Below are 19,426 nucleotides of genomic sequence, written 5' to 3'. Positions count from 1 at the left end.
AATGAAAGAAGGAAAAGTTAAATTTTACAATCACACAAAAGGTTTTGGATTCATTGAACCTGCAGATAAAAGCGAAGATTTATTTGTACATAAAAGTGGAATCCTGGGCAGAATTAGTGATGACGATAAAGTCTCTTATGAAGAGAGTCCTGGACAAAAAGGGATGAATGCCATTAATGTAAAGGTTATTAATGACTAGCAAGGATATTGATCAATTCATTGATGAGCTAACAAAAAAAGAAGGGGTAATTATTCGCCAAAGAGGAAGTAAATCCCTTCCAACTAAAGCATTGAATTATAAAAATTCCAATGTATTTCATATTCCACGATTAGTCGCGGAATATGAAAACTCAACAGATTTTTACGAATTTGAAAACAATTATACCAATTCAAGACTAAACGAATTGATCTTAAAATGGATCCTTTTTTCCGTAAGAGCAAAACTGCTATCAGGCAAATTTTACTTAGTAGTAAATGAAGGAGATAGACTAAAGTTCTCACAAATAATCAGAGAAAAACAGCTGGAAATTGAATTGATAGTAATTAGTTAAATGAAAAAATAAATGGAAGCAATCAAATTTAAAGCGAAAGACCAAAATCAAAAAGATTTCGCAAATGAACTTACAAAAAGAGTTCGAAAATATTTTAAAGAAAAAGACAAATCAACTTTTGGAGGAGGTAAAATTTTGTTTAAAGCCATACTGATGTTAGGATTATACATAACACCTTTGGTTTTAATTTTCACAATAAACCTTCATCCTTTAATGGCTTTGACATTAATAGTTCTAATGGGAATTGGTAAAGCCGGTATTGGAATGGGGGTAATGCATGATGCCGCACATGGTACTTTCTCAAAATACAAGTGGCTGAACAGTATAATGGCCGGAAGTATTTTTTTATTTGGAACTGACCTGATTAATTGGAAAATACAGCACAATGTATTACATCATAGTTATCCCAATGTATACAAATGGGATAACGATATAGATACAAAAGGAATAATTCGATTATCTAACCATGCTGAGCATCACAAAATATATAAGTATCAATACATTTTTGGTCCGTTTTTATATAGCTTCATGACACTCTCAAAATTTATTGGAGATTTTCAGCAATTGATAACTTATCACCGTTTAGGAGCTTTGAAAATTTACAGTGGATCTTTAGGCAAAAATTTCAGAAACCTTTTGATTAACAAAATCATCTATTTAGGAGTTTTCATTGGGATGCCTTTTATCTTCACCGATTTCAGTTGGTGGCAGATTTTGTTAGGTTTTAGCATAATGCACTTTACTGCATCTATGATCATGGGAACTGTTTTTCAGATGGCTCATGTGGTAGAAGGTATGTCTCAGCCATTACCGGATGAGAATGGCGTTATCAATAACCAGTTTTATGTACATCAACTAGAAACTACATCAGATTTTGGTAAAAGAAAAAGTATTTTAGGATGGTACATTGGTGGATTAGATTTTCAAGCGATACACCATCTATTCCCTAACATATCCCATGTACATTATCCTGATTTATCATTGATTGTGGAATTAACGGCTGCAGAATATGGCCAACCATATCATTGCAAAAAATCTTTTGCAAGTGCTTATAAATCGCACATTAAAACTTTAAAAAGGCTAGGAAAGGAGTCATAAAAAAATAACTACGAAATAAACCGTAACTTATTGTAAGATGACTACTTATAAAGTTGAACTAAAAATTTAACTTAAATGAACACGAAAATTATCTTAACCTTAATGGCTGCATTTATTGGAAACGCATTTGTGTCAAGCGCACAAGAGGCAGAAACCAAAATTCATCCAAGAATCACTGAAACTAAAGTTGATGGAGAAGAGGGTAAAAAAACCTATCATCTTCCTAAAAACACAACATATACGCTATTCCGTGAACATGAAAAAGAGAAATTGATGCAAGGTGAAGCTGCTACGGTAGACATTTCCTCATTAAGTCCGGGAGTATATTTGATGCTTTACAAAGTAGAAGAAAAGCATTCTATATTAGATCGATTTACAATTGAATAAATGCTTAATCCCCAAGTTTTATCACAAAGCTTGGGGATTTTTTTGTCTTTTAAAAAGACACTTTAGTTATCTACGATAATTTTTCTTTTCTCTGAAAAATTATCTCCTATCAAATGGATCATGTAAACACCTGCAGCTTCAACTTTAAAATCAATTTCATTACTTGGTTCAGATATAGTTTTCTCGATCACAAGTTCACCGGAAATATTATAAATGGCATACTGAGTCAGATTAGATGTAGCTCTTACATGAAAAGCACCATCATTACTAGGATTTGGATATACCAATAATGTATTTTCTTTTTCAATTTTCTTGTTTGAAGCAAATGAAACCGGAAGTTTAGATACCTTATTCCCATCTGTCTCAGAAATGTAAAGATCATTACCTGTAACTAGCAATCTTGTTGGGCGATTTAATGAAGTTAAAACAGAGCTTTCAACCGGAGAAGAAGACCAGATATCAACTTTAGTTATTGAATCTGCCATTGACTCGCAATAATATAGGTCTTCCCCATTAAAAGCAATACCTGAAGCTGTCCATACATTGGTTACCACATTCACAGCTGTAAGTGTACCAGCCGATAAATCTACTTTAAAAATCCTATCTCCACTTCCTTCTGCTACGTAGAGGGTGTCTCCGTTCATCAATAATTGACTAGGGAAAAAAAATCCTGATAATACTGTAGATTTAGTTGGAGAAGAGAGCGAGTAATCAAATCTGGAAATTTTATCTGCCTCTGCGAAGTAAATATGATTTCCGTATACTTCAATGCCTGTTACAGCAGCTAATCCACTCATAACAGTTGTAGCTGTAGGAGATGTTGCTGTTAAATCAATTTTAGATATTTTTCCTCCATCAAATTCAGTAACATATAAAAAATCACCAACTATGAGTAAATCTGAAGGCCCATTTAAACCAGTTACGAAATCAGTAGCCGCTGCAGGTAAAGCTCCTGTGTAATCAATAACTGATATTTTATCTCCGCCGTATTCAGCTATATACATCTGGTTGCCTTTTACAGCTAATCCATTAGGGCTGCTTAATCCAACTGCCACATCTGTAGTTTGGGCATTTATTTGAAAAGATAAAAAGGTGAATAAAATCACATTGTAAATTAGTTTCATAGTAGTGTCTTTTTAGTTCACCTCAAAGATATAGATACTGACTTACAATCAATTAAGCGTTTATACTTAAATGGCTATTATTATTCTAAATTTCAACTTTGCTTCTTAATGATCATTTTACAATTGACCGCAAAACAAATTCAATTGAGTATTTACCAGTGTTAACTATTTAATTTAGAAACATTACCTTCACTATTATGAAGGCTCTTATTTCACTCATTTTCAGTGCAACTGTCTTTGTTGCCAATTCGCAAGTTCTACAGTATAATGGCGAAGGTTTTATCTTATTAAAAGATTCGGTTAAAAAAGAGAAGTTAACAGAAGAGGTTTATACCGCCTTCCTGGGTGATTATTTCATATATCCTACCAGAGCAGACTATCAAAATGAAAAGGATATTGGAAATTTTTACACGCCAAAGCTGTTTCGTGGTAAACACATTATTTTAAAAAATAGTACTGGAAAATGGGGATCTCTCACTAAATCTCTTGAAAGTCATTTTGATTTCATTTATGATTACCAACCGTACTTCATCAATGATACTCTTTATGCTGTTCCGGCAGTTGTTGATGGTGGATATCAAAGTTATTACGGATACAGCGTTATGCTCAATAATGGTGATTATTGGACCGATATCAGAGCGCTACATGATCAATACAAAGGATATCTTTTGGTAAAGTATTCTGATTATTTCAGTATCTACGATCCTGCATTTAACGCAGTTGTTCCAGGTGCCTATGTGTGCACTAGTTGGGATGATAAAAATTTCGGATTTAATGTGCTGGGAAACATTGCTCTCAAAGATTCTTATGGCAAATGCGGAATGGTAACTTATACCGGCAAAGTGATTTTACCCTTTGAATATGAATTTATCTCTGATCCATTTGAAGAAGCAAACCTTATTAAAAAGAATGGTTTGTGGGGTGCTGTTGATCCTTCTGGAAAAATTGTAGTGCCTATTTCTTATGAAGAATTGGAGTATGATTTTAAAGGAAACGATACATCTTTTGTAAAAAAGAACGGTGAATGGATAATGGTGAATAGCGAATTAAATCCATTAACTGAACTTAGATTTAGTGCTATTTATCCGGATGATAGATACCATAAAACCAAAATAGTTAAGACAGCTGATGGAAAACAAGGATTGTTTGATTTTTCAAGCTTGAAATATTTAATCCCTGCTGAATTTGATACTGTTTATGAAGAAAGGGATGCATATATGGCCATCAATAAAAGTACTATAAACCGCTATGATAAGAAAGCTAAACTAAAGGAATCAATAGATCCATCTAAAATTCAATTGCTAGATGATGCGAACAATAAAATGAGGGACTTTGTAGCTGATGAGGGTGACTTATTCATACACCTTGAAAAAGGAAAAAAAGGTATAACATCAACTAAAGGAAAGGTTTTAGTTCCTGCAGAATATGACATAATCATACAGGATTACAAAAAATTCTTTGTCATGAAAGATGGAAAATGTGGATGGTTGAGCCATGACGGAAGTATCTTAGTTCCCTGTGAATATGAAATGGCTTGTGATGCCAATTACATTTCTACCAATGATTGTGGATCAAATTGCATGTTGATGCAAAAAGGAAAAGAGGCTTTTTTGTTTGATGAAAAGGGTAGTCTAATTGCAAAAAAGGAATTCTCTCCTTTTGGTGGACCCTGTAGTGCATTTAAATAATTTAACAGATGTAAAACTACTGTTTTACAACCTATTAAGTGTTTATACTTAAATAAAGTATTGACCAAAAAAAAAGCCCCAACTTATGTCGGGGCTTCAATTAATATTTGAATTATTCTTTATTCAGTGTCAATGTGGAGTAATCTCCATCTCCTTCATCTAAATAAAGTACTAATTTATCCTTCGTCATTTCGTCAATTCTGAAATAAGTTAATTCAGATGGATAATCAAGATCTCTAATTTCTAATGAAGTTCCACCTCCGGCAACTCTATATTCCATTACGTATGAGTCTGTTGATCCTTGATAAGCTTCTGTCATTGTAATACTACAAAACTCTTCATCTTTTAGTTTGCAGTTATCAAATTTCATTGTAAAAGTATACCCATCTGCTATATACTCTTCAGTTGTTCCATTCCAGGTAGCTAACCAACTTGAAACATTCCATGTTCCATCTAAACGTTTAACTGCTTTTTGGTCTTTGTTACAAGACACAACTACTAAGGCTATTGCCGCGATCCATAATAATCTTTTCATAATTTTAATTTTTGTTTTAACGTCATAATTGCGTTTACATTGTGATCCAAAATTATTTTAAAATGTCTGATGGATAGATGATTGACATTTAAATAAAGTTAAATTTTGAAAGTAAATAAAAGCAACAGTTGTCAACAACAATTAGCTTTTACATCCAAAAAACTTAGCAAAACATCCATCTGGAGGATAATCTTTCATACATATTCATCTTCAATTAGTTAGATTGATAAAACCACACTATATTCTAAATATATTTATAGAGCCAAATCTTTATCGTATCTTTGTACTCGTATAAGCTAACTCATGTAGCGTTCTTTATTGCGGTAAATTAAATACCGTTTAGTGGCCCACTTATCTTTTAGCAGAGTTAATTCGGAAAATTAAAGAACTTCATTTTTTTAGTTTACAAGAATTATAATCAACAAAAAAGATTAATGGCAGACAGTTTCAGTAAAAAAGAACAACAGAAAAAGAAAGCACAGAAAAAGAAAGAAAAACTGGCAAGAAAAGAAGAACGTAAAGCGCAAGACAAAGGTTCTTCTTTAGAAGCTATGATGGCTTATGTAGATGAGAACGGTGTAATCGTGGATACACCACCTGATGAAAACAAAAAGAAAAAAACTATCAAAGCTGAAGACATTGAATTAGGAATCCCTAAATCAGAAAATCTACCTGAAGAGGAAAGTCTTTATAACGGAAGAGTAACATTTTTTAATGATGATAAAGGTTACGGCTTTATTAAAGACAAAAATTCTTCAACATCTTATTTCGTACACATGAACAATTGTCAGGAGCCTATCGTGGAAGGCGACAACGTACAATTCCTTACTGAAAGAGGGGATAGAGGAATGATGGCTGTACAAGTAAAGAAAATTTAATACACCATAAGAACACTCAAAAAACTTAATGCAAACAATTAAATTCAAAGCGAAGGACACCGTGCAAAAGGAATTCGCTAAAGAGCTTTCAAAAAGAGTTCGTAAATACTTCAAAGAACACAAAATTTCTACCTACGGTGGAAGTACAATTCTAATCAAGGCTATTGTGATGCTGGCTTTATACCTGGCACCAATCGTTGTTATTTTTACAGTTTCAATGCCTGCCTGGTCTGTCATTCTGCTACTGGTATTAATGGGAATTGGTAAAGCCGGAGTAGGGATGGGCGTAATGCATGATGCAGCTCACGGATCTTTTTCAAAACATGAATGGCTTAACAATTTGATGGCCAATAGTATGATGCTTTTTGGAAGCAATGTATTGAACTGGAAAATCCAACATAATCTTTTGCATCACACATATCCAAATGTTTATGAATGGGACAGTGATGTAGATACCAAAGGTTTGATCAGACTTTCAAAAAACTCTGATTATAAAAAGAAGTTCAGATACCAACATGTATTTGGACCATTCTTGTATAGTTTCATGACACTTTCACGATTTTCTTTAGAGTTTAAGTGGTTAAAAGCTTACAACAAATTAGGAGCACTTAAGGTTTATAACGCCAAATACAGTTCAGCTCTTTGGAAGTTGATCTTGATTAAAGTGGTGTATTTGTTTGTAATGCTTGTACTTCCTGTATTGTTAACAGATTTCACTTGGTGGCAGGTATTGATCGGATTCATGATCATTAATGTGGTATCATCAATCATTATGGGAACTGTATTTCAAATGGCACATGTAGTAGAAGATATGAACGAACCTATGCCGGATGAAAACTTTGAAATCAATGATGATTTCTACGTTCACCAATTGAAAACAACTTCAGATTTTGGGATTAAAAAGACATTTTTAAGCGCTTATATCGGAGGATTAGATTTTCAGGTAGAACATCATCTTTTCCCTCATATCTCACATATTCATTACCCTAAACTTTCGCACATTGTGCAAGAAACAGCTAAAGAATACGGACAGCCATATCACAGCCAAAAGTCTTTTTATGCTGCGTTTAAATCGCACATTCGTACCTTGAAGAGATTGGGGCAGGATTAGTAAGTTTTGAAGGAATATTAATCATCAACGAATCTATTTCATCACCATTGTAATAGATATTCGTCTATTTTCATACTCTGTCATTTTGAGCATGTACTTTCTTCTCTTGATGAGCTTATCTACGTGATACTCATATTCTTCAATCTTTACTTTATTGCTCTTACTAAAGATTTCTTTCCATTTATATCCTGTAGATTTTGCTTTGGCTACTTCCTCATGATCATTTTCATTTGAAATTAGCAGTTGGTCTATAAATGAATACGTAATTGATTTTTCTTCAAAAAGAACCGACTCTCCATTACTCATATTGGTCCAGGTATTTTCTTTGGTTTGTTTGAACCCCATTTCCTTCAGATAGCTTGTATCTTTAGTAGAGAAGATTGATCTCAAATGTTTTTCGCTTTGAATACTTTGACTAAACAAAGTAAATGGTAATAGTAGTAAGCTTAACAGAAATAATTTCATTGATGATTTTTGATATCGTACCGGCAACTTTTATGCCATTAATAAAGGATAATATCACCCAAATCTAAGTCAATTTCCAAACTTATTTGTTCATCATATCTTCAAATACTTCTTCAAATCATCTGAAGTTTTAATTACTGATGTCATGTTTTGCATAGCAAATGTTGGACGCATATTGTTGTTTAAACTCAGTTGATTGAATTTCTCTTCACTTAACATGTAAACGTCTTTGTTATCTGTAAAAAGCAAAATCACATTTCTTCCTTTTCCGCTACAGGTAATATTGTTTGGGTGAAAACTGAATGATCCATTATAGTTGAGATCGATCACGCAAACCACATGTTTGTTTTTAATCTCAGTTCCGTTTTCATCTACATAAACCGGAGACAATTCTAGCGGTTGTTCTAAATCATATACCTGATCACAATTGTACACGCCAAAGCCTGGAGAGTTTAAATCCTTAACCAGAGCAGGGTAGGTGTGTCCTTCATCTATTCCTTCAGAAAGCAGGGTATTGCCAAAACGTTGATCTTCTTGACGGGCTTTTTCCAATCTTGCACGCTCTTCTTCCTGGCGAATGCGTTCTTGTTCTTGCCATTCTGCAATGCGTTGTTTTTCTTCTGCAATTTGTCTCTCAAGTTCTCTTTGCATTTCTGCCTTTTTTTCTTCCATGATGATATCTGCTACCATTTCTGTGAATTGCTTTGGCTCAATAGTCATGCGAGCTGTTCTGTTAGATTCATCTATTTTTTCCAGTACTGCATTGAGTTCAGGATGTGTGGCAAAGTGTTTGAACACCCAATCCCAGCATGATTCGTTGAATTGAATCTCTGAATAATGATTGTAGATATCTGCATTGAGTTCAAACTCAATTCCGTCAAAAGCAAGTTTTGATTGAAACTTTGAAAGCAGTTTTAAAGGAGCTCTAAAAGCCACATCTTTCTTCTTTGACCATTTACCTGATTGATCATCCATCTGATAAAAACCTACGCCATTGTCTACTTTAGTGCAGTTAAAATCAACAGCAGCCGGAGCTTTCATTTTTAAGGATTTCCCATCTTGCTCAGCTCTAATTTCATACATCCCAACAGAAGAGAAGTTTTGATCTCTTCTTCCATTATTAAAAGTCATTGGAATCCCTGAAAACAAGATATCTGAAGGATCTTTAAACTCTTTGTATTGTAAAGTGTAATCACCATTTACCGGACTACCATCTGCGTGTGTTACGGTGTTACCGCCAATTTTCAAAGTAGTTCCGTCACCACAATCAAAGTTACCGCCATCATTGGCTTTAACCGTAAATGATTTGACCGGAGTTTGAAAAGGTTTAAAAAATGTACTTAAATGCTGATAATCCAGTGCAGGACCAAAATGCACAATAAATCCGTGAAAGTAAGTTTTGGCTTCTTTGTTAGTTTTAGCACCTGTTTGCTCAATACATTTCCATGTAGGAGCGTCTGAAACTGCTTGAGGAAAAACCTCTTTTAATTTGGCAATTTGCTGCTTGTTTACTGCATTTTGGTTGAATGTTTTCTTTCCCAGGTAAGATGTATATACCAAATCAATGTGATGAATTTTCAAACCTTTAAGGGCTGCCAAATCTTTTGGATTGATGATGATATCTTCATCTACATTGGCTTCAATTCTAAAACTATTTTCAGGATAAAGCGTGTAGGCTTCAATCTTTTCAATGGTTAAAAGTGGAATGTCTGCAAAAGCAAGATGTGAGATAAAAGCGAAGTGGAATAACAACAAGTATAAAGTTTTCATCTGCTAGGTTTTTGGATTTAACTTTATAATCTGGGGGAGGATTTTTAGTTACAAACACACTAACAAAGTCAATGATTTAGAGGCTTTCAATTCAGCTTCAACAAAAAAGAGTAGGGGAAGGATCTTAAAAATAGATACTATTTAAGGAACATAATCAAACTGATCACTGTGAAAAGAAACCAATCCTTTTGTGAATGTATTGAGTAAGCCAGTAAAACTTCCCATCCCATCAATGTAGATAAACTCTTCTCCATTGTCATTGGTTAAAACAAACTTTTTCCAGTATGCATCTGCCTTGTAGTAATATGGATAAACACCACTTACGGTATAATTCTGCCAGGAAGCCAAACGCGCATTATAAGGCACAGTATCTCCAGCGTTCAATGAAAAATCATACAATAACAAATCGTTGGCCTCCAGATTATAGTTTGAACCGGATCGTTTTGCCACTATCACTTTTTGCGCATCTTGCTCATATCTAAAATAAGCAGCAATTCCTTCTTTGGTAGTAACATAATCAGGGTTTTGAGAAATAGGGTTGTTAGGATCTATAAATACTGAGGTCTTTTTAATAAACCTTAATCTTTTATAAGTGTTTACGCCTGTATATTCAGTAATATCCCAATCAGTACTCAAGGACCTATCCATAACGGTATCACCATCAAAATAGTAAGTAAAAGTGTCTAAATAAACCTCATGTGAGTAAGGAGGCAATGGGGCAGATTGGTCCCAATCATTGGCAAAAACCCAAACCGCACTTTCATCAAAACCAAAAAACGGAATAGTATCATGGATGCTTAAGTTGGCATTAGGATCTTCTACCTCCTTATCTTTTCGGCAAGAAACCAAAGTTAACCCTAAGATCAATGAGAAAATACCAAGTTGAAAATGCTTTGCTTTCATAAGTTGGGGTATCACTCAAATGTATTAAAATTTGGGATTTGGTACAAGCAAGTAATTATAGATTAATTTGCTCAGATGGAAGAGGGTAGGAGAGCCCAAACCCAATTGCGGGAAATACGCATTTTTCTGATATTCTTTGGATTAGCTAATAATTTTGATAGGTTTGTTAGGCAGGCTGGTGACAAAGTTTGTTTTCCCTTTTGATAAAAATGTGTTTTGAATTGAAGAAAAATTGCAAAACGTGAATAATTTAGGTTGTTAATAAATATTTTTAGGAATCCGTAATAAAACCTAGATAATTCAGCTTCATTTTAATTATTTTTATGTGAATTACGATACAGAGAAAATCATGAAACAAATTGATGGTACTGTAGCCTCAAATAATAAGAAAAGGGAGAAAATAAACCCTCCATTTGGATACTTTGGATCAAAGAATAATCTCGCAATGAGAATGTGTGTAGATTTACCTCCACACAACTGTTGGGTTGAGTTATTCTGCGGCTCGGCAGCTTTAACTTTAGCTAAGGAACCTGCGCAGATAGAAATCATCAATGATATAAATAGCGAGATTACCACATTATTTTCTCAGTTAAGAAATAATTCTGAAGAATTATGTAGACAAGTTGCATTAACTCCTTATTCATCAGAGGAATTGGATATTTCAAGAAATGAAGATAAAAACATTGATGATCTTGAAAAAGCGAGAAGGTTTTTAGTAAAATCAATGATGGCAATCAATGGAGCATTCGGAAAGAATAAAGGCGGTTTTTCAACGTCAAATTCTTACACCAGAAATGGTAAGGAGGCGAGAGTTAATAGATGGTATAATTTACCTGAAAGACTATTGAAAGTATCTGAACGTCTACGAAATGTTAGAATTGAAAACAAAGACGCGATAGAGTTATTCAATAAGTTCCTCAATAGACCAGCAACTTTAGTATACATTGACCCACCTTATCTTGCGAATCGATCTAGTAGTTATGATGAAGAAATTGAAGAAGAAGAATATCATTTAGAGCTGCTTCAAATTCTAAATAAAGCGAAATGCATGGTGTTCATTAGTGGATATGAAAATCAACTTTATAATTCAATTTTAACCACTAAAAAAGGTTGGGTAAAAAAGACTATTGAAACCAGCACAAGAGGTGTAAGTGGAGATGATCTTTCTAGAACTGAAGTGATTTGGATGAACAAGTATTTTATTGCCAATCAGAAAACAGGTAGAATTCCTCTGAAGCTGACTGAAAAAGAGGTTAAGAACAAAAAAGTTAATCCAGAAAGATAACTTCTATGGCTCCACGATTAAGCAAAAGAGTTTTAGCAGAAACATTTAAGACTGAATGTGAAAGGTTTTTCAGATTTGAATTATCAAGCAATTCTGAAAAAGAACAACTAGAGATTGATGGGGATAGGTATACATTGGGAAGTAGGCCAGGCGTTCAATTAATGCAAGAAGCTGGGAACAAATGGGAGATCGATAAATATGAAGACATAATTGCGGGATACGGGGCTGATAATGTAAGTTTTGAAAGACACGAAGGAATTAATGAAAGACTTGGCGTAAAAGAATTCAAAACTATTAATAATCTTATAGATATCTTGAATCAGGATACGCCGCCAAATGCAATAATTGAAGCGAGCTTTGCAACTCCGCAGTCCGTCTCAGATAAATTAGTTGAAGCAAACACTAGATTTGGTATTGAACCCTCAAAGGCTATTCCAGATATAATATGGATTCAAGAATATGATACAGGTGCTCCTTTAATTCAGACTGATAATGACCCCCCTCCACAATATGAACTGCACATAATTGATGTGAAAATGGCTGCTCAAGCGTCATTAAAGCACTTTACTGAAGTGACTTTTTATGCGCTTGCGTTAGATGCATTCATACGTGAAAATAATCTCAGCGATAAATATCGGGTTAGCGCTAGAGGTCTTATTTGGCCTGGTAGTCATGATGTAAACGAATTTAGAAATCTAACTAGACGATTTGAGGCAGAAGGGAATGCTAACCCAACTCTTGCTGCACTAAACGATACATTAATCCCAGTTCCATTTGAAGTTTATGAGGTTCATGTCAGGAGATTTTTAGACGAAAAAATGATTCCTCTTCTGGAAACTCCACCGATAGACGTTGGATGGCATGTAAGCTCTAAATGTCAACTATGTCAATACTTGCGGTATTGTAAAGACATGGCTGAAAATGATGACCATTTATCAAAAATTCCCTGGCTTAATAAAACGCAGGCGGACTTATTAAGAAGCTCCGGGATTAATACATGTTCAGATTTATCCACAAACATTTCGAACAATTCTGATACTTGGAAACATGCTAAGGTTGTAAATCACCAATTAAAAGCTGAAGAATTAGCCTTAAACGCAAGGGTAAGCGCCATAATAGATAATGAACCAAAAATTGTGACAGAAAGGACAACACAACTGATGCCGAATTGGGTCGACATGAGTGTTTTTCTAACGGTTCATTTTGATCCAGGATCAGGAATAACTTTCGCTCTTGGTGCGAAACGTGTTTATTTTAAGCCTCCTCGAAATCAAGGAGATTCTCCTATTGTTGATGAACATGTATTTATTACTGAAAGAGTCGAACAATTGAACCCAGACACAGAAAGAAATAGGCTAATAGAGTTTATTGATCTCGTTTCAAGCTGGTATTTTGAAGCTAATACAGATAATGAAGAAATAAGAAATCAAAGAAGAGCTGCGGGAGAAAGGGATAGTCAATTTGGAAAAATGAGAGTACATGCTTTTTTTTGGAGCCAGTTAGAATCAAAGCAATTTATAAGGATGATTGAAAGACATATGGATCATCCGGATGTCATTGAAAGAATTGAACTGCTCATAAGACTCTTTCCACCTGATAGCGTTTTACCGGATCAGGAATCTTTCAAATCGCAACCAGGAACTATAGTAAAACAGGTTGTTAGACAATTAGTCGGGTTACCGATCTATCATGATTATACCTTAATTGAAACAGCTAATACATTTTTTCCAAATCAAAATGAAGATGGAGAAAACTTCAAGTATTTTCAATCCTTTGGGTTTTCGACTCCTTTAAATGACCAGATCCCTTTTGAAAGAGCATATGAACTATGGAAAGATGACGTATTCTTGAAACATTCTCAACAGAATGGTGGATTACGGTACACCAGAGATGAAATCTATGAAGGAATTAAGAGAGCCGTAAAAACTCATTTGAGAGCTCTTCAAAATGTTGTAATGAAATTAAGAGAACATTGTGGTGATCAATTGAAATTAAAAAAGGCGCCTTTTTCTGCTGCAAATCCTAGACAGATGAATGTCCCTCAGACTTCGAGAAATCTCGTAACATTCAACAAGTTAAATGCAATTACGAGGGAGATTGAAAACATGCATGCAACTTCATTACCGATTGAAGAAAAAGAAGCAAGGTTTATTTCAATTAGGGGCCTTATTGAGAATACTGAAGATTTTGAAATACAAATTCAAGAATTGAGAGATGAGGACGACTCACTTGTTGGTGAAACCATTTATGCATTCGAATTTTCAGATGATTCCAGAGATTGTAAAATGAAGGAAGGTGATTTCCTTTGTTGCATTTCAAACGAAAATAGCGAATCAAGTATACATGAATATTGGTATGCTGGCTTAGGATTGACCTTTCAAGAAGCACTTCAGAGATTGAATGATAATGGCATTAACTATCCTGAAAGAAAAGTTAGAATGAAGATTTCTCAGATTTTTTCAATAACTATTTTAAAGTTGAACACTAACGCAGAAACACCTTTTGTTATAATTCAAGTACCTGAATTCAATCGTCAAATGTTCAATTTCGGGCTAGAGCAGGGGATACTTGACTTGAATCAGCCACTTGTTATCGATCCTGTTTTTAAAGATTTTGAAAGTGCAGATATAGAAAGCGCCTTTAGATTAATAGGAGGTAGGGCGCCTCGTAGAACTAGAAGAAGATAAATACAACAATGACTGAACCAGCATACAGTTTAATATATGATCACCAAAATTTAGGAGAGGTAACTCTCGAAGTTGACCCGAGCGCTTTGTTGGAAACAGTTTCACCAGTGTTGAATAATCCTCTTAATCCTTCGCAAGAAAATGTATTTAATTACACTTTTGAGAATAGAGTTACATTACTATGGGGTCCTCCGGGAACGGGTAAAACTACGACTTTAGCCTCAATTGTTCTTGGCTGGATTGAATATGCCATTCAAAATGGAATAGGATTAAATATTGGTGTTGGTTCCAGCACATGGACCGCAATTGATAATTTACTAGTAGATATTTCTGATGTTTTAAATAGAAGAAGAGATTTGATAGGGGAATTTAATATTGATGTATCAGTGGCAAGGATTAGGTCTCAGTCAGGAACCCAATTTGATAATGATCAAATTGAGGATCTAATAGTTTACTCGAATAGCGCAGACGTAATGAAAGACAGGTTAGATCAAAACGTAAATATTTCTATTTGCGGAAGCACTTGGAAGCAATTTTATAATTTATCAAAAAACGACAGGAGAAGCCCTGCGGAAAGTAAAAAATGGTTTGATTTATTACTAATTGATGAGGCCTCTCAAGTCAAGGTAGAACATGCTGCAGGTTATTTTTTATATCTAAAAGAAGAAGGGCATTTAGTTTTAGCAGGTGATGACAAACAGTTAGGGCCAATCCACGGATTCCAAATGGAAGATCATTCTGAAGGTCTATATGATTGCATATACACTTTTATGCGAGAAACACATGGGGTCACGCCTCAAACCATAGTTGATAATTACAGAAGTAACTTGTACATAAATGAATGGCCGAATGCTAGATTTTACAATGGTAATTTGACATCACAAAATCCTGATAACCAATTAGAAATTGATCTACCTGAATCTTGCCCAACTGATTGGCCTGATAGTTTAATATGGAATGACAAATATTTGGATATTCTAGATCCAACAAAACCTATAGTAGTAATCACTTATCCGGCTTCAATTCATACAGTGTCTAATCAATTTGAATCACAAATGACCGCCGGGCTTACAAGCCTTTACAAATTATCTCTTACCGGCCAATTGGAAAATTCAGAATTCGTTCAAAAAAGGATTGGGATTGTGACACCACACAGAGCTCAGAGGTCACAAATTCAAAATCTTTTGTTAAGCTCCGATATTGAAATCGAAGAGGCTGGCTTTATTGATACAGTTGATAGGTTCCAAGGCCAAGAAAGAGATCTAATAATTGCGAGTTATTCCGTCTCAGATAAGGATTTTGTTGGCTCAGAAGAGTCGTTTATTCTAGATCCAAGAAGATTTAACGTAAGCCTGACTAGAGCCAAAAGTAAATTTATCATGTTTGTTTCGGAAGCAATTATAGATCATTTGTCCAATGATAAAGAAATTGCAGAAGATGCGGCTCATCTGCAAATGTTTGCGATCAAATATTGTAAAAACGAGCGAAACTTTCAGCTGAAATATTATGAAGACGGTCAAGAAGAATCGTTTGAATGTAAGATGAGAACTCCTTAAAAAAAAAGCTTCAGTTAATAAACTGCAAGAATATTTTGGACATAATCTTCTCCCTGAGAATCGCATAAAAACATCAAAACTGTACAATTACCCAGAATATTTAATTCTAGAGGATTCTGTGAATATGGAGATTTTGACTAATTCATCTTATAATATATATTATGTTAAATAGAATATATACGATTCTTATCTGAGCTTTATTGTGTCTTGTTACTTTTACTTCCCCTTTTCGTTCATTTAAAACAAAACAAACAATATCCTTATTCACTATTCTTATATTTAAACATGATTAAAAAACTCCTGTATATTTTGTTATTCCTTCCAACTTTTGGCTTGGCGCAAAATTTTGTGACATTTAATGAGCAACAATATTCTTTTAATGAATATCAATTAAATTTTCAGCATCTTAATACAGCTACAGGAAAATATTTAATTGTTGAACGATCGTCTTATTTTAAGGTATACGATTTAAATCCGGATAAAAAATCCTACACACGCAATACCAAAGCTTATATCAACAGCTTTAACACCAACAATGACGGCACTTTTGAAATAATTGAGGCACTTAATACCAAAAAACCTAAATACACCATTGTACACCTTTGTGATGTAAACAATGACCAGCAAACGGACATTATTGCCTTGCGTAAAAAAAAGCTTTATTCCTTTACCAACCTTGGCAAGGGTAAATACGGTAATCGTCAATTAATCACTAAAAAATTCCCCAATGCTGATCAACAATTCTCCCATTCTCAAAAGCTGATAACGGCCTATCAAAAAAAAGGAAACAGCATCATTAACTATTTCCTTGATTTCTCAGAACCCACACCCAATTTACAGACCTTAGAAATAGATTATTTTGGTAAAATATGGACCTATGGCATCTATTATAACAATGGTCCGCAAACCCTATTTGGCCGCAATGAAAACAAAAACGTATTGTTTTACGATTTTACTTTAATTGATTCAGTGCAAATACTTGATAGTATACAACTTAGAAGAGATTTTGAATATCGTTTAGCGGCTGATTTTAACAAGGATAATTTATTAGATGTGTTTGTTCACAGTGATGATCAATGCTACATTTATTATCAAACAAATGAAGGATCCTGGGAAAAATCAAGGGAATTGTTGCAAAAGGACTCACTCCTTCTCTACGGTGGTCCCATATTTTCAAAGGATGAGTACAGTTTGTTACAGTATAATGATGCCGTAGAATTTTACCAATCTTGGCTTACTCCAGACTATTTTAAGGTGGCAGACATCAACAATGACAAGGTTTTGGACATTGTTACCGCAGGAGAATTGATTATCTGTTATTATGGTTTGCCTAACGGTGGATTTAAAAGAGTTTTTGCCGGTGGACCTTATGATGCCAATGATATGCATATGGTAGACATCAATAATGACAAGAGATCAGATTTTATAATAAATGCATTTTTTGGCATTGTTTACTGTGAACAACAAGCAGACGGAACGTTTAAAGATCAAATACTAATGGAAAGCGGTTCCACTCAACAAGGTTTATTAACCACAGATGTTGACCGGGACGGAGATTTAGACATCCTCATTTTTGCAGAAGATGATCAATTGTGGTGGTCTGAAAATACAGGCCATCAGCTGGCTAATGCGGTACTCTTCCCTCCTCTTTAATAGTTTAATCTTCTATTTATTAATAGCTTGTATTTTCAATACAAAATTTGTTTATCCGGATAATTGGCTTATATTTAATTAATGCACGAAGCAACTCTGTCTAAATCACTTAGCGTTGTTCACAACAAAAAATCTATCGTAAAACTGGTAGCTGATAATGTTGTGTATGTTCGTTATCATGAGAATTCAGTGCTTGAGCCTGAAGATTTAGACGAAGCATATGATGCCATTATGAAGCTTACTCAAGGCCAGGATTTTAAAGTAATTTCTGAACTTACTAAATACAGTACAGTTTCCACCAATGGTCGTAGACGCGCCGAGCAAATTAAATTTCATCCTGTAGCAGAGGCTATCATTTTTGAAAGTTTGGCGCAAAGGTTACTCTTGAAGTTTTATACCATGATTCGCAGAAACCAGCATCCTTTCAAGATATTCGTAACCTATGATGATGCTTTTAAATGGATTAAAGAGATTTAATAAATCTTTGTAGATCTTACAAAATTGGAGTCCACCTCCTCTACTTTATGCTTTAAACGTTCATATTTACTCAGGTTTTTAGATTTTAATCCTTCTAAACGCTTGTCCATTTTCTCTCTGGCATCAGCCCATTTACTGTTCCATTCAACACAAAACTCATCTGCCGGCATTTTTACACCTCCCACACAATCAGATAAATCTTTGGCGGCTTTGGCGTATTGGCGGATGCTTATTGAACACGAAGTCAATAAAACCAATGTAAAAACTATCAAAACCTTCACTTTGAACATGCTGTACAATTCAATAATCCATCTTTAAGATAAGCTAAATCCAAAATTAGCCTTTGATTTTCACATCATTAATCAAAATTAAAATTATCTTCAATCCACTTTTATGGCTACTACCTCCCATCTAAAGCGTGGTAATGTTTCTAAAGAAACACGTACCACTAATGCCTATATTCAATTAATTGATGAGGAGATTTTTTACGTGCTTTATAAAACAGACATCACCATTGAAATAAGTGATTTTGAAGAAACCAGGGCTGTTTACTTGAAATGGTCAGAAGATAAACCCTTAAAATTCTTGGTTGAATTCCCTACTTATACCACTGCTACAGCCGCAGCCAGAAAATGGGCGGAAGATCATCAGGTAGATTGTATTGCAGAGGCTATTGTGTTTTATGGATTACCACAACGATTACTCATTCGTTTTTACCTCCTTTTCAGAAAGCAAAACCATCCTTCAAAAATATTCACTTATCGAGAAGATGCGGTTAATTGGCTGAAAACATACGACTTACATCAATAAAATTCTTTTCGCGCGTTAAATTTTATTAAATTGATTTAGCAAACATTTCTATGCTTAAATGATTGAAACACTACAAAATAAGACGATTAAAAACGAGAATTCTACCGTAAAAATGGTGGCAGATAATATCGTCTTTGTGTATTATCATGAAAACGCCGTTATTGAGCCTGAAGACTTTGATGCCAGTTTGGCTGCTTGCTATGAATTGGCCAATGGTAATAAGAATTTAAAAGCTATTTCAGAATTTGGCAAATACTCTACTGCCACAGCTGCAGCTCGTAAACATGCCGAATCTTTAAATATTGTTTGTGTAGCAGAAGCTGCCATTTTTCACAGTTTGGCTCAAAGATTATTACTGAAATTCTACATTATGTTTCGCAAACAGCCCCACCCTTTTAAGATTTTTCAGTCATATGAAGAGGCATTTAATTGGGTGTCACAATTTTAG

Annotated in this window: 20 protein-coding genes; 14 read left to right on the top strand and 6 right to left on the bottom strand. The window is 34.4% G+C overall.

The window, feature by feature from the left end; all coding sequences use genetic code 11:
* Position 1: 1 nt before the first annotated feature.
* The 4 genes from K6119_RS02205 (at position 2) to K6119_RS02190 (ending at position 2,036) form a co-directional block, all read left to right on the top strand.
* Entirely contained in the window at positions 2 to 199 is a 198-nt protein-coding gene (locus K6119_RS02205; RefSeq protein WP_221834017.1) for a cold-shock protein, read from the top strand.
* On the top strand, positions 192 to 551 hold the full coding sequence (locus tag K6119_RS02200; RefSeq protein WP_221834018.1) for a hypothetical protein: 360 nt from the start codon (positions 192 to 194) through the stop codon (positions 549 to 551). Before K6119_RS02205 ends, K6119_RS02200 begins: the two co-directional genes overlap by 8 nt.
* Before the next feature lie 12 nt (positions 552 to 563).
* Positions 564 to 1,649 carry a fatty acid desaturase family protein gene (locus K6119_RS02195; protein ID WP_221834019.1) on the top strand — a complete coding sequence of 362 codons (1,086 nt, stop codon included), beginning with the start codon at positions 564 to 566 and terminating at the stop codon, positions 1,647 to 1,649.
* 75 nt (positions 1,650 to 1,724) lie between these two features.
* Positions 1,725 to 2,036, top strand: coding sequence for a hypothetical protein (locus K6119_RS02190; protein ID WP_221834020.1), 312 nt, complete (start codon positions 1,725 to 1,727; stop codon positions 2,034 to 2,036).
* A gap of 62 nt (positions 2,037 to 2,098) precedes the next feature.
* On the opposite strand, the gene K6119_RS02185 is transcribed toward K6119_RS02190, so the two are convergent.
* On the bottom strand, positions 2,099 to 3,160 hold the full coding sequence (locus K6119_RS02185) for a T9SS type A sorting domain-containing protein (RefSeq protein ID WP_221834021.1): 1,062 nt from the start codon (positions 3,158 to 3,160) through the stop codon (positions 2,099 to 2,101).
* 197 nt (positions 3,161 to 3,357) lie between these two features.
* Between K6119_RS02185 and K6119_RS02180 the strand changes: the two genes are divergently transcribed.
* Complete coding sequence (locus tag K6119_RS02180; protein WP_221834022.1) at positions 3,358 to 4,848, top strand: WG repeat-containing protein; 1,491 nt, start codon at positions 3,358 to 3,360, stop codon at positions 4,846 to 4,848.
* A 112-nt stretch (positions 4,849 to 4,960) separates the two neighbouring features.
* Here K6119_RS02180 and K6119_RS02175 read toward each other — a convergent pair whose 3' ends face one another.
* Positions 4,961 to 5,383, bottom strand: coding sequence for a hypothetical protein (locus tag K6119_RS02175; protein ID WP_221834023.1), 423 nt, complete (start codon positions 5,381 to 5,383; stop codon positions 4,961 to 4,963).
* Between the two features lie 434 nt (positions 5,384 to 5,817).
* On the opposite strand from K6119_RS02175, the gene K6119_RS02170 reads away from it, so the two are divergent.
* Together K6119_RS02170 and K6119_RS02165 are read left to right on the top strand one after the other, a co-directional pair.
* A complete protein-coding gene (locus K6119_RS02170) occupies positions 5,818 to 6,261 on the top strand; it encodes a cold-shock protein (RefSeq protein WP_221834024.1) in 444 nt (147 codons plus the stop codon).
* A gap of 28 nt (positions 6,262 to 6,289) precedes the next feature.
* Complete coding sequence (locus tag K6119_RS02165) at positions 6,290 to 7,372, top strand: fatty acid desaturase family protein (protein ID WP_221834026.1); 1,083 nt, start codon at positions 6,290 to 6,292, stop codon at positions 7,370 to 7,372.
* Between the two features lie 33 nt (positions 7,373 to 7,405).
* Here the strand turns inward: K6119_RS02165 and K6119_RS02160 are convergent, their stop codons facing one another.
* From K6119_RS02160 to K6119_RS02150, 3 genes are all read right to left on the bottom strand, one after another.
* Positions 7,406 to 7,837: a hypothetical protein gene (locus K6119_RS02160; protein WP_221834028.1), complete on the bottom strand. Its 432-nt coding sequence runs from the start codon at positions 7,835 to 7,837 to the stop codon at positions 7,406 to 7,408.
* 93 nt (positions 7,838 to 7,930) lie between these two features.
* Entirely contained in the window at positions 7,931 to 9,607 is a 1,677-nt protein-coding gene (locus tag K6119_RS02155) for a hypothetical protein (protein WP_221834029.1), read from the bottom strand.
* A gap of 141 nt (positions 9,608 to 9,748) precedes the next feature.
* Positions 9,749 to 10,510 (bottom strand): hypothetical protein, encoded by a 762-nt coding sequence (locus K6119_RS02150; RefSeq protein WP_221834031.1) that lies wholly within the window; start codon positions 10,508 to 10,510, stop codon positions 9,749 to 9,751.
* Between the two features lie 325 nt (positions 10,511 to 10,835).
* On the opposite strand from K6119_RS02150, the gene K6119_RS02145 reads away from it, so the two are divergent.
* From K6119_RS02145 to K6119_RS02125, 5 genes are all read left to right on the top strand, one after another.
* Entirely contained in the window at positions 10,836 to 11,795 is a 960-nt protein-coding gene (locus K6119_RS02145; RefSeq protein ID WP_221834033.1) for a DNA adenine methylase, read from the top strand.
* 5 nt (positions 11,796 to 11,800) lie between these two features.
* Positions 11,801 to 14,482, top strand: a complete 2,682-nt coding sequence (locus K6119_RS02140; RefSeq protein WP_221834035.1) for a hypothetical protein — start codon at positions 11,801 to 11,803, stop codon at positions 14,480 to 14,482.
* A gap of 8 nt (positions 14,483 to 14,490) precedes the next feature.
* Complete coding sequence (locus K6119_RS02135) at positions 14,491 to 16,038, top strand: DEAD/DEAH box helicase (protein WP_221834037.1); 1,548 nt, start codon at positions 14,491 to 14,493, stop codon at positions 16,036 to 16,038.
* A gap of 285 nt (positions 16,039 to 16,323) precedes the next feature.
* Positions 16,324 to 17,691 (top strand): FG-GAP repeat domain-containing protein, encoded by a 1,368-nt coding sequence (locus tag K6119_RS02130; protein WP_221834039.1) that lies wholly within the window; start codon positions 16,324 to 16,326, stop codon positions 17,689 to 17,691.
* Positions 17,692 to 17,772: 81 nt separating this feature from the next.
* Entirely contained in the window at positions 17,773 to 18,168 is a 396-nt protein-coding gene (locus K6119_RS02125; protein ID WP_221834041.1) for a DUF7793 family protein, read from the top strand.
* Here K6119_RS02125 and K6119_RS02120 read toward each other — a convergent pair.
* Positions 18,165 to 18,458 (bottom strand): hypothetical protein, encoded by a 294-nt coding sequence (locus K6119_RS02120; RefSeq protein WP_221834043.1) that lies wholly within the window; start codon positions 18,456 to 18,458, stop codon positions 18,165 to 18,167. The two genes, K6119_RS02125 and K6119_RS02120, sit on opposite strands and share 4 nt — an antisense overlap.
* A gap of 103 nt (positions 18,459 to 18,561) precedes the next feature.
* Here K6119_RS02120 and K6119_RS02115 point away from each other — a divergent pair, with 103 nt between their 5' ends.
* Positions 18,562 to 18,978, top strand: coding sequence for a DUF7793 family protein (locus tag K6119_RS02115; protein WP_221834045.1), 417 nt, complete (start codon positions 18,562 to 18,564; stop codon positions 18,976 to 18,978).
* A 58-nt stretch (positions 18,979 to 19,036) separates the two neighbouring features.
* Positions 19,037 to 19,426 carry a DUF7793 family protein gene (locus K6119_RS02110; protein WP_221834047.1) on the top strand — a complete coding sequence of 130 codons (390 nt, stop codon included), beginning with the start codon at positions 19,037 to 19,039 and terminating at the stop codon, positions 19,424 to 19,426.

Source organism: Paracrocinitomix mangrovi, from assembly GCF_019740355.2.
GTDB lineage: Bacteria > Bacteroidota > Bacteroidia > Flavobacteriales_D > Crocinitomicaceae > Paracrocinitomix > Paracrocinitomix mangrovi.
Note: the sequence above shows the minus strand (reverse complement) of the source record. Positions and strands in the feature narration are given on the sequence as shown.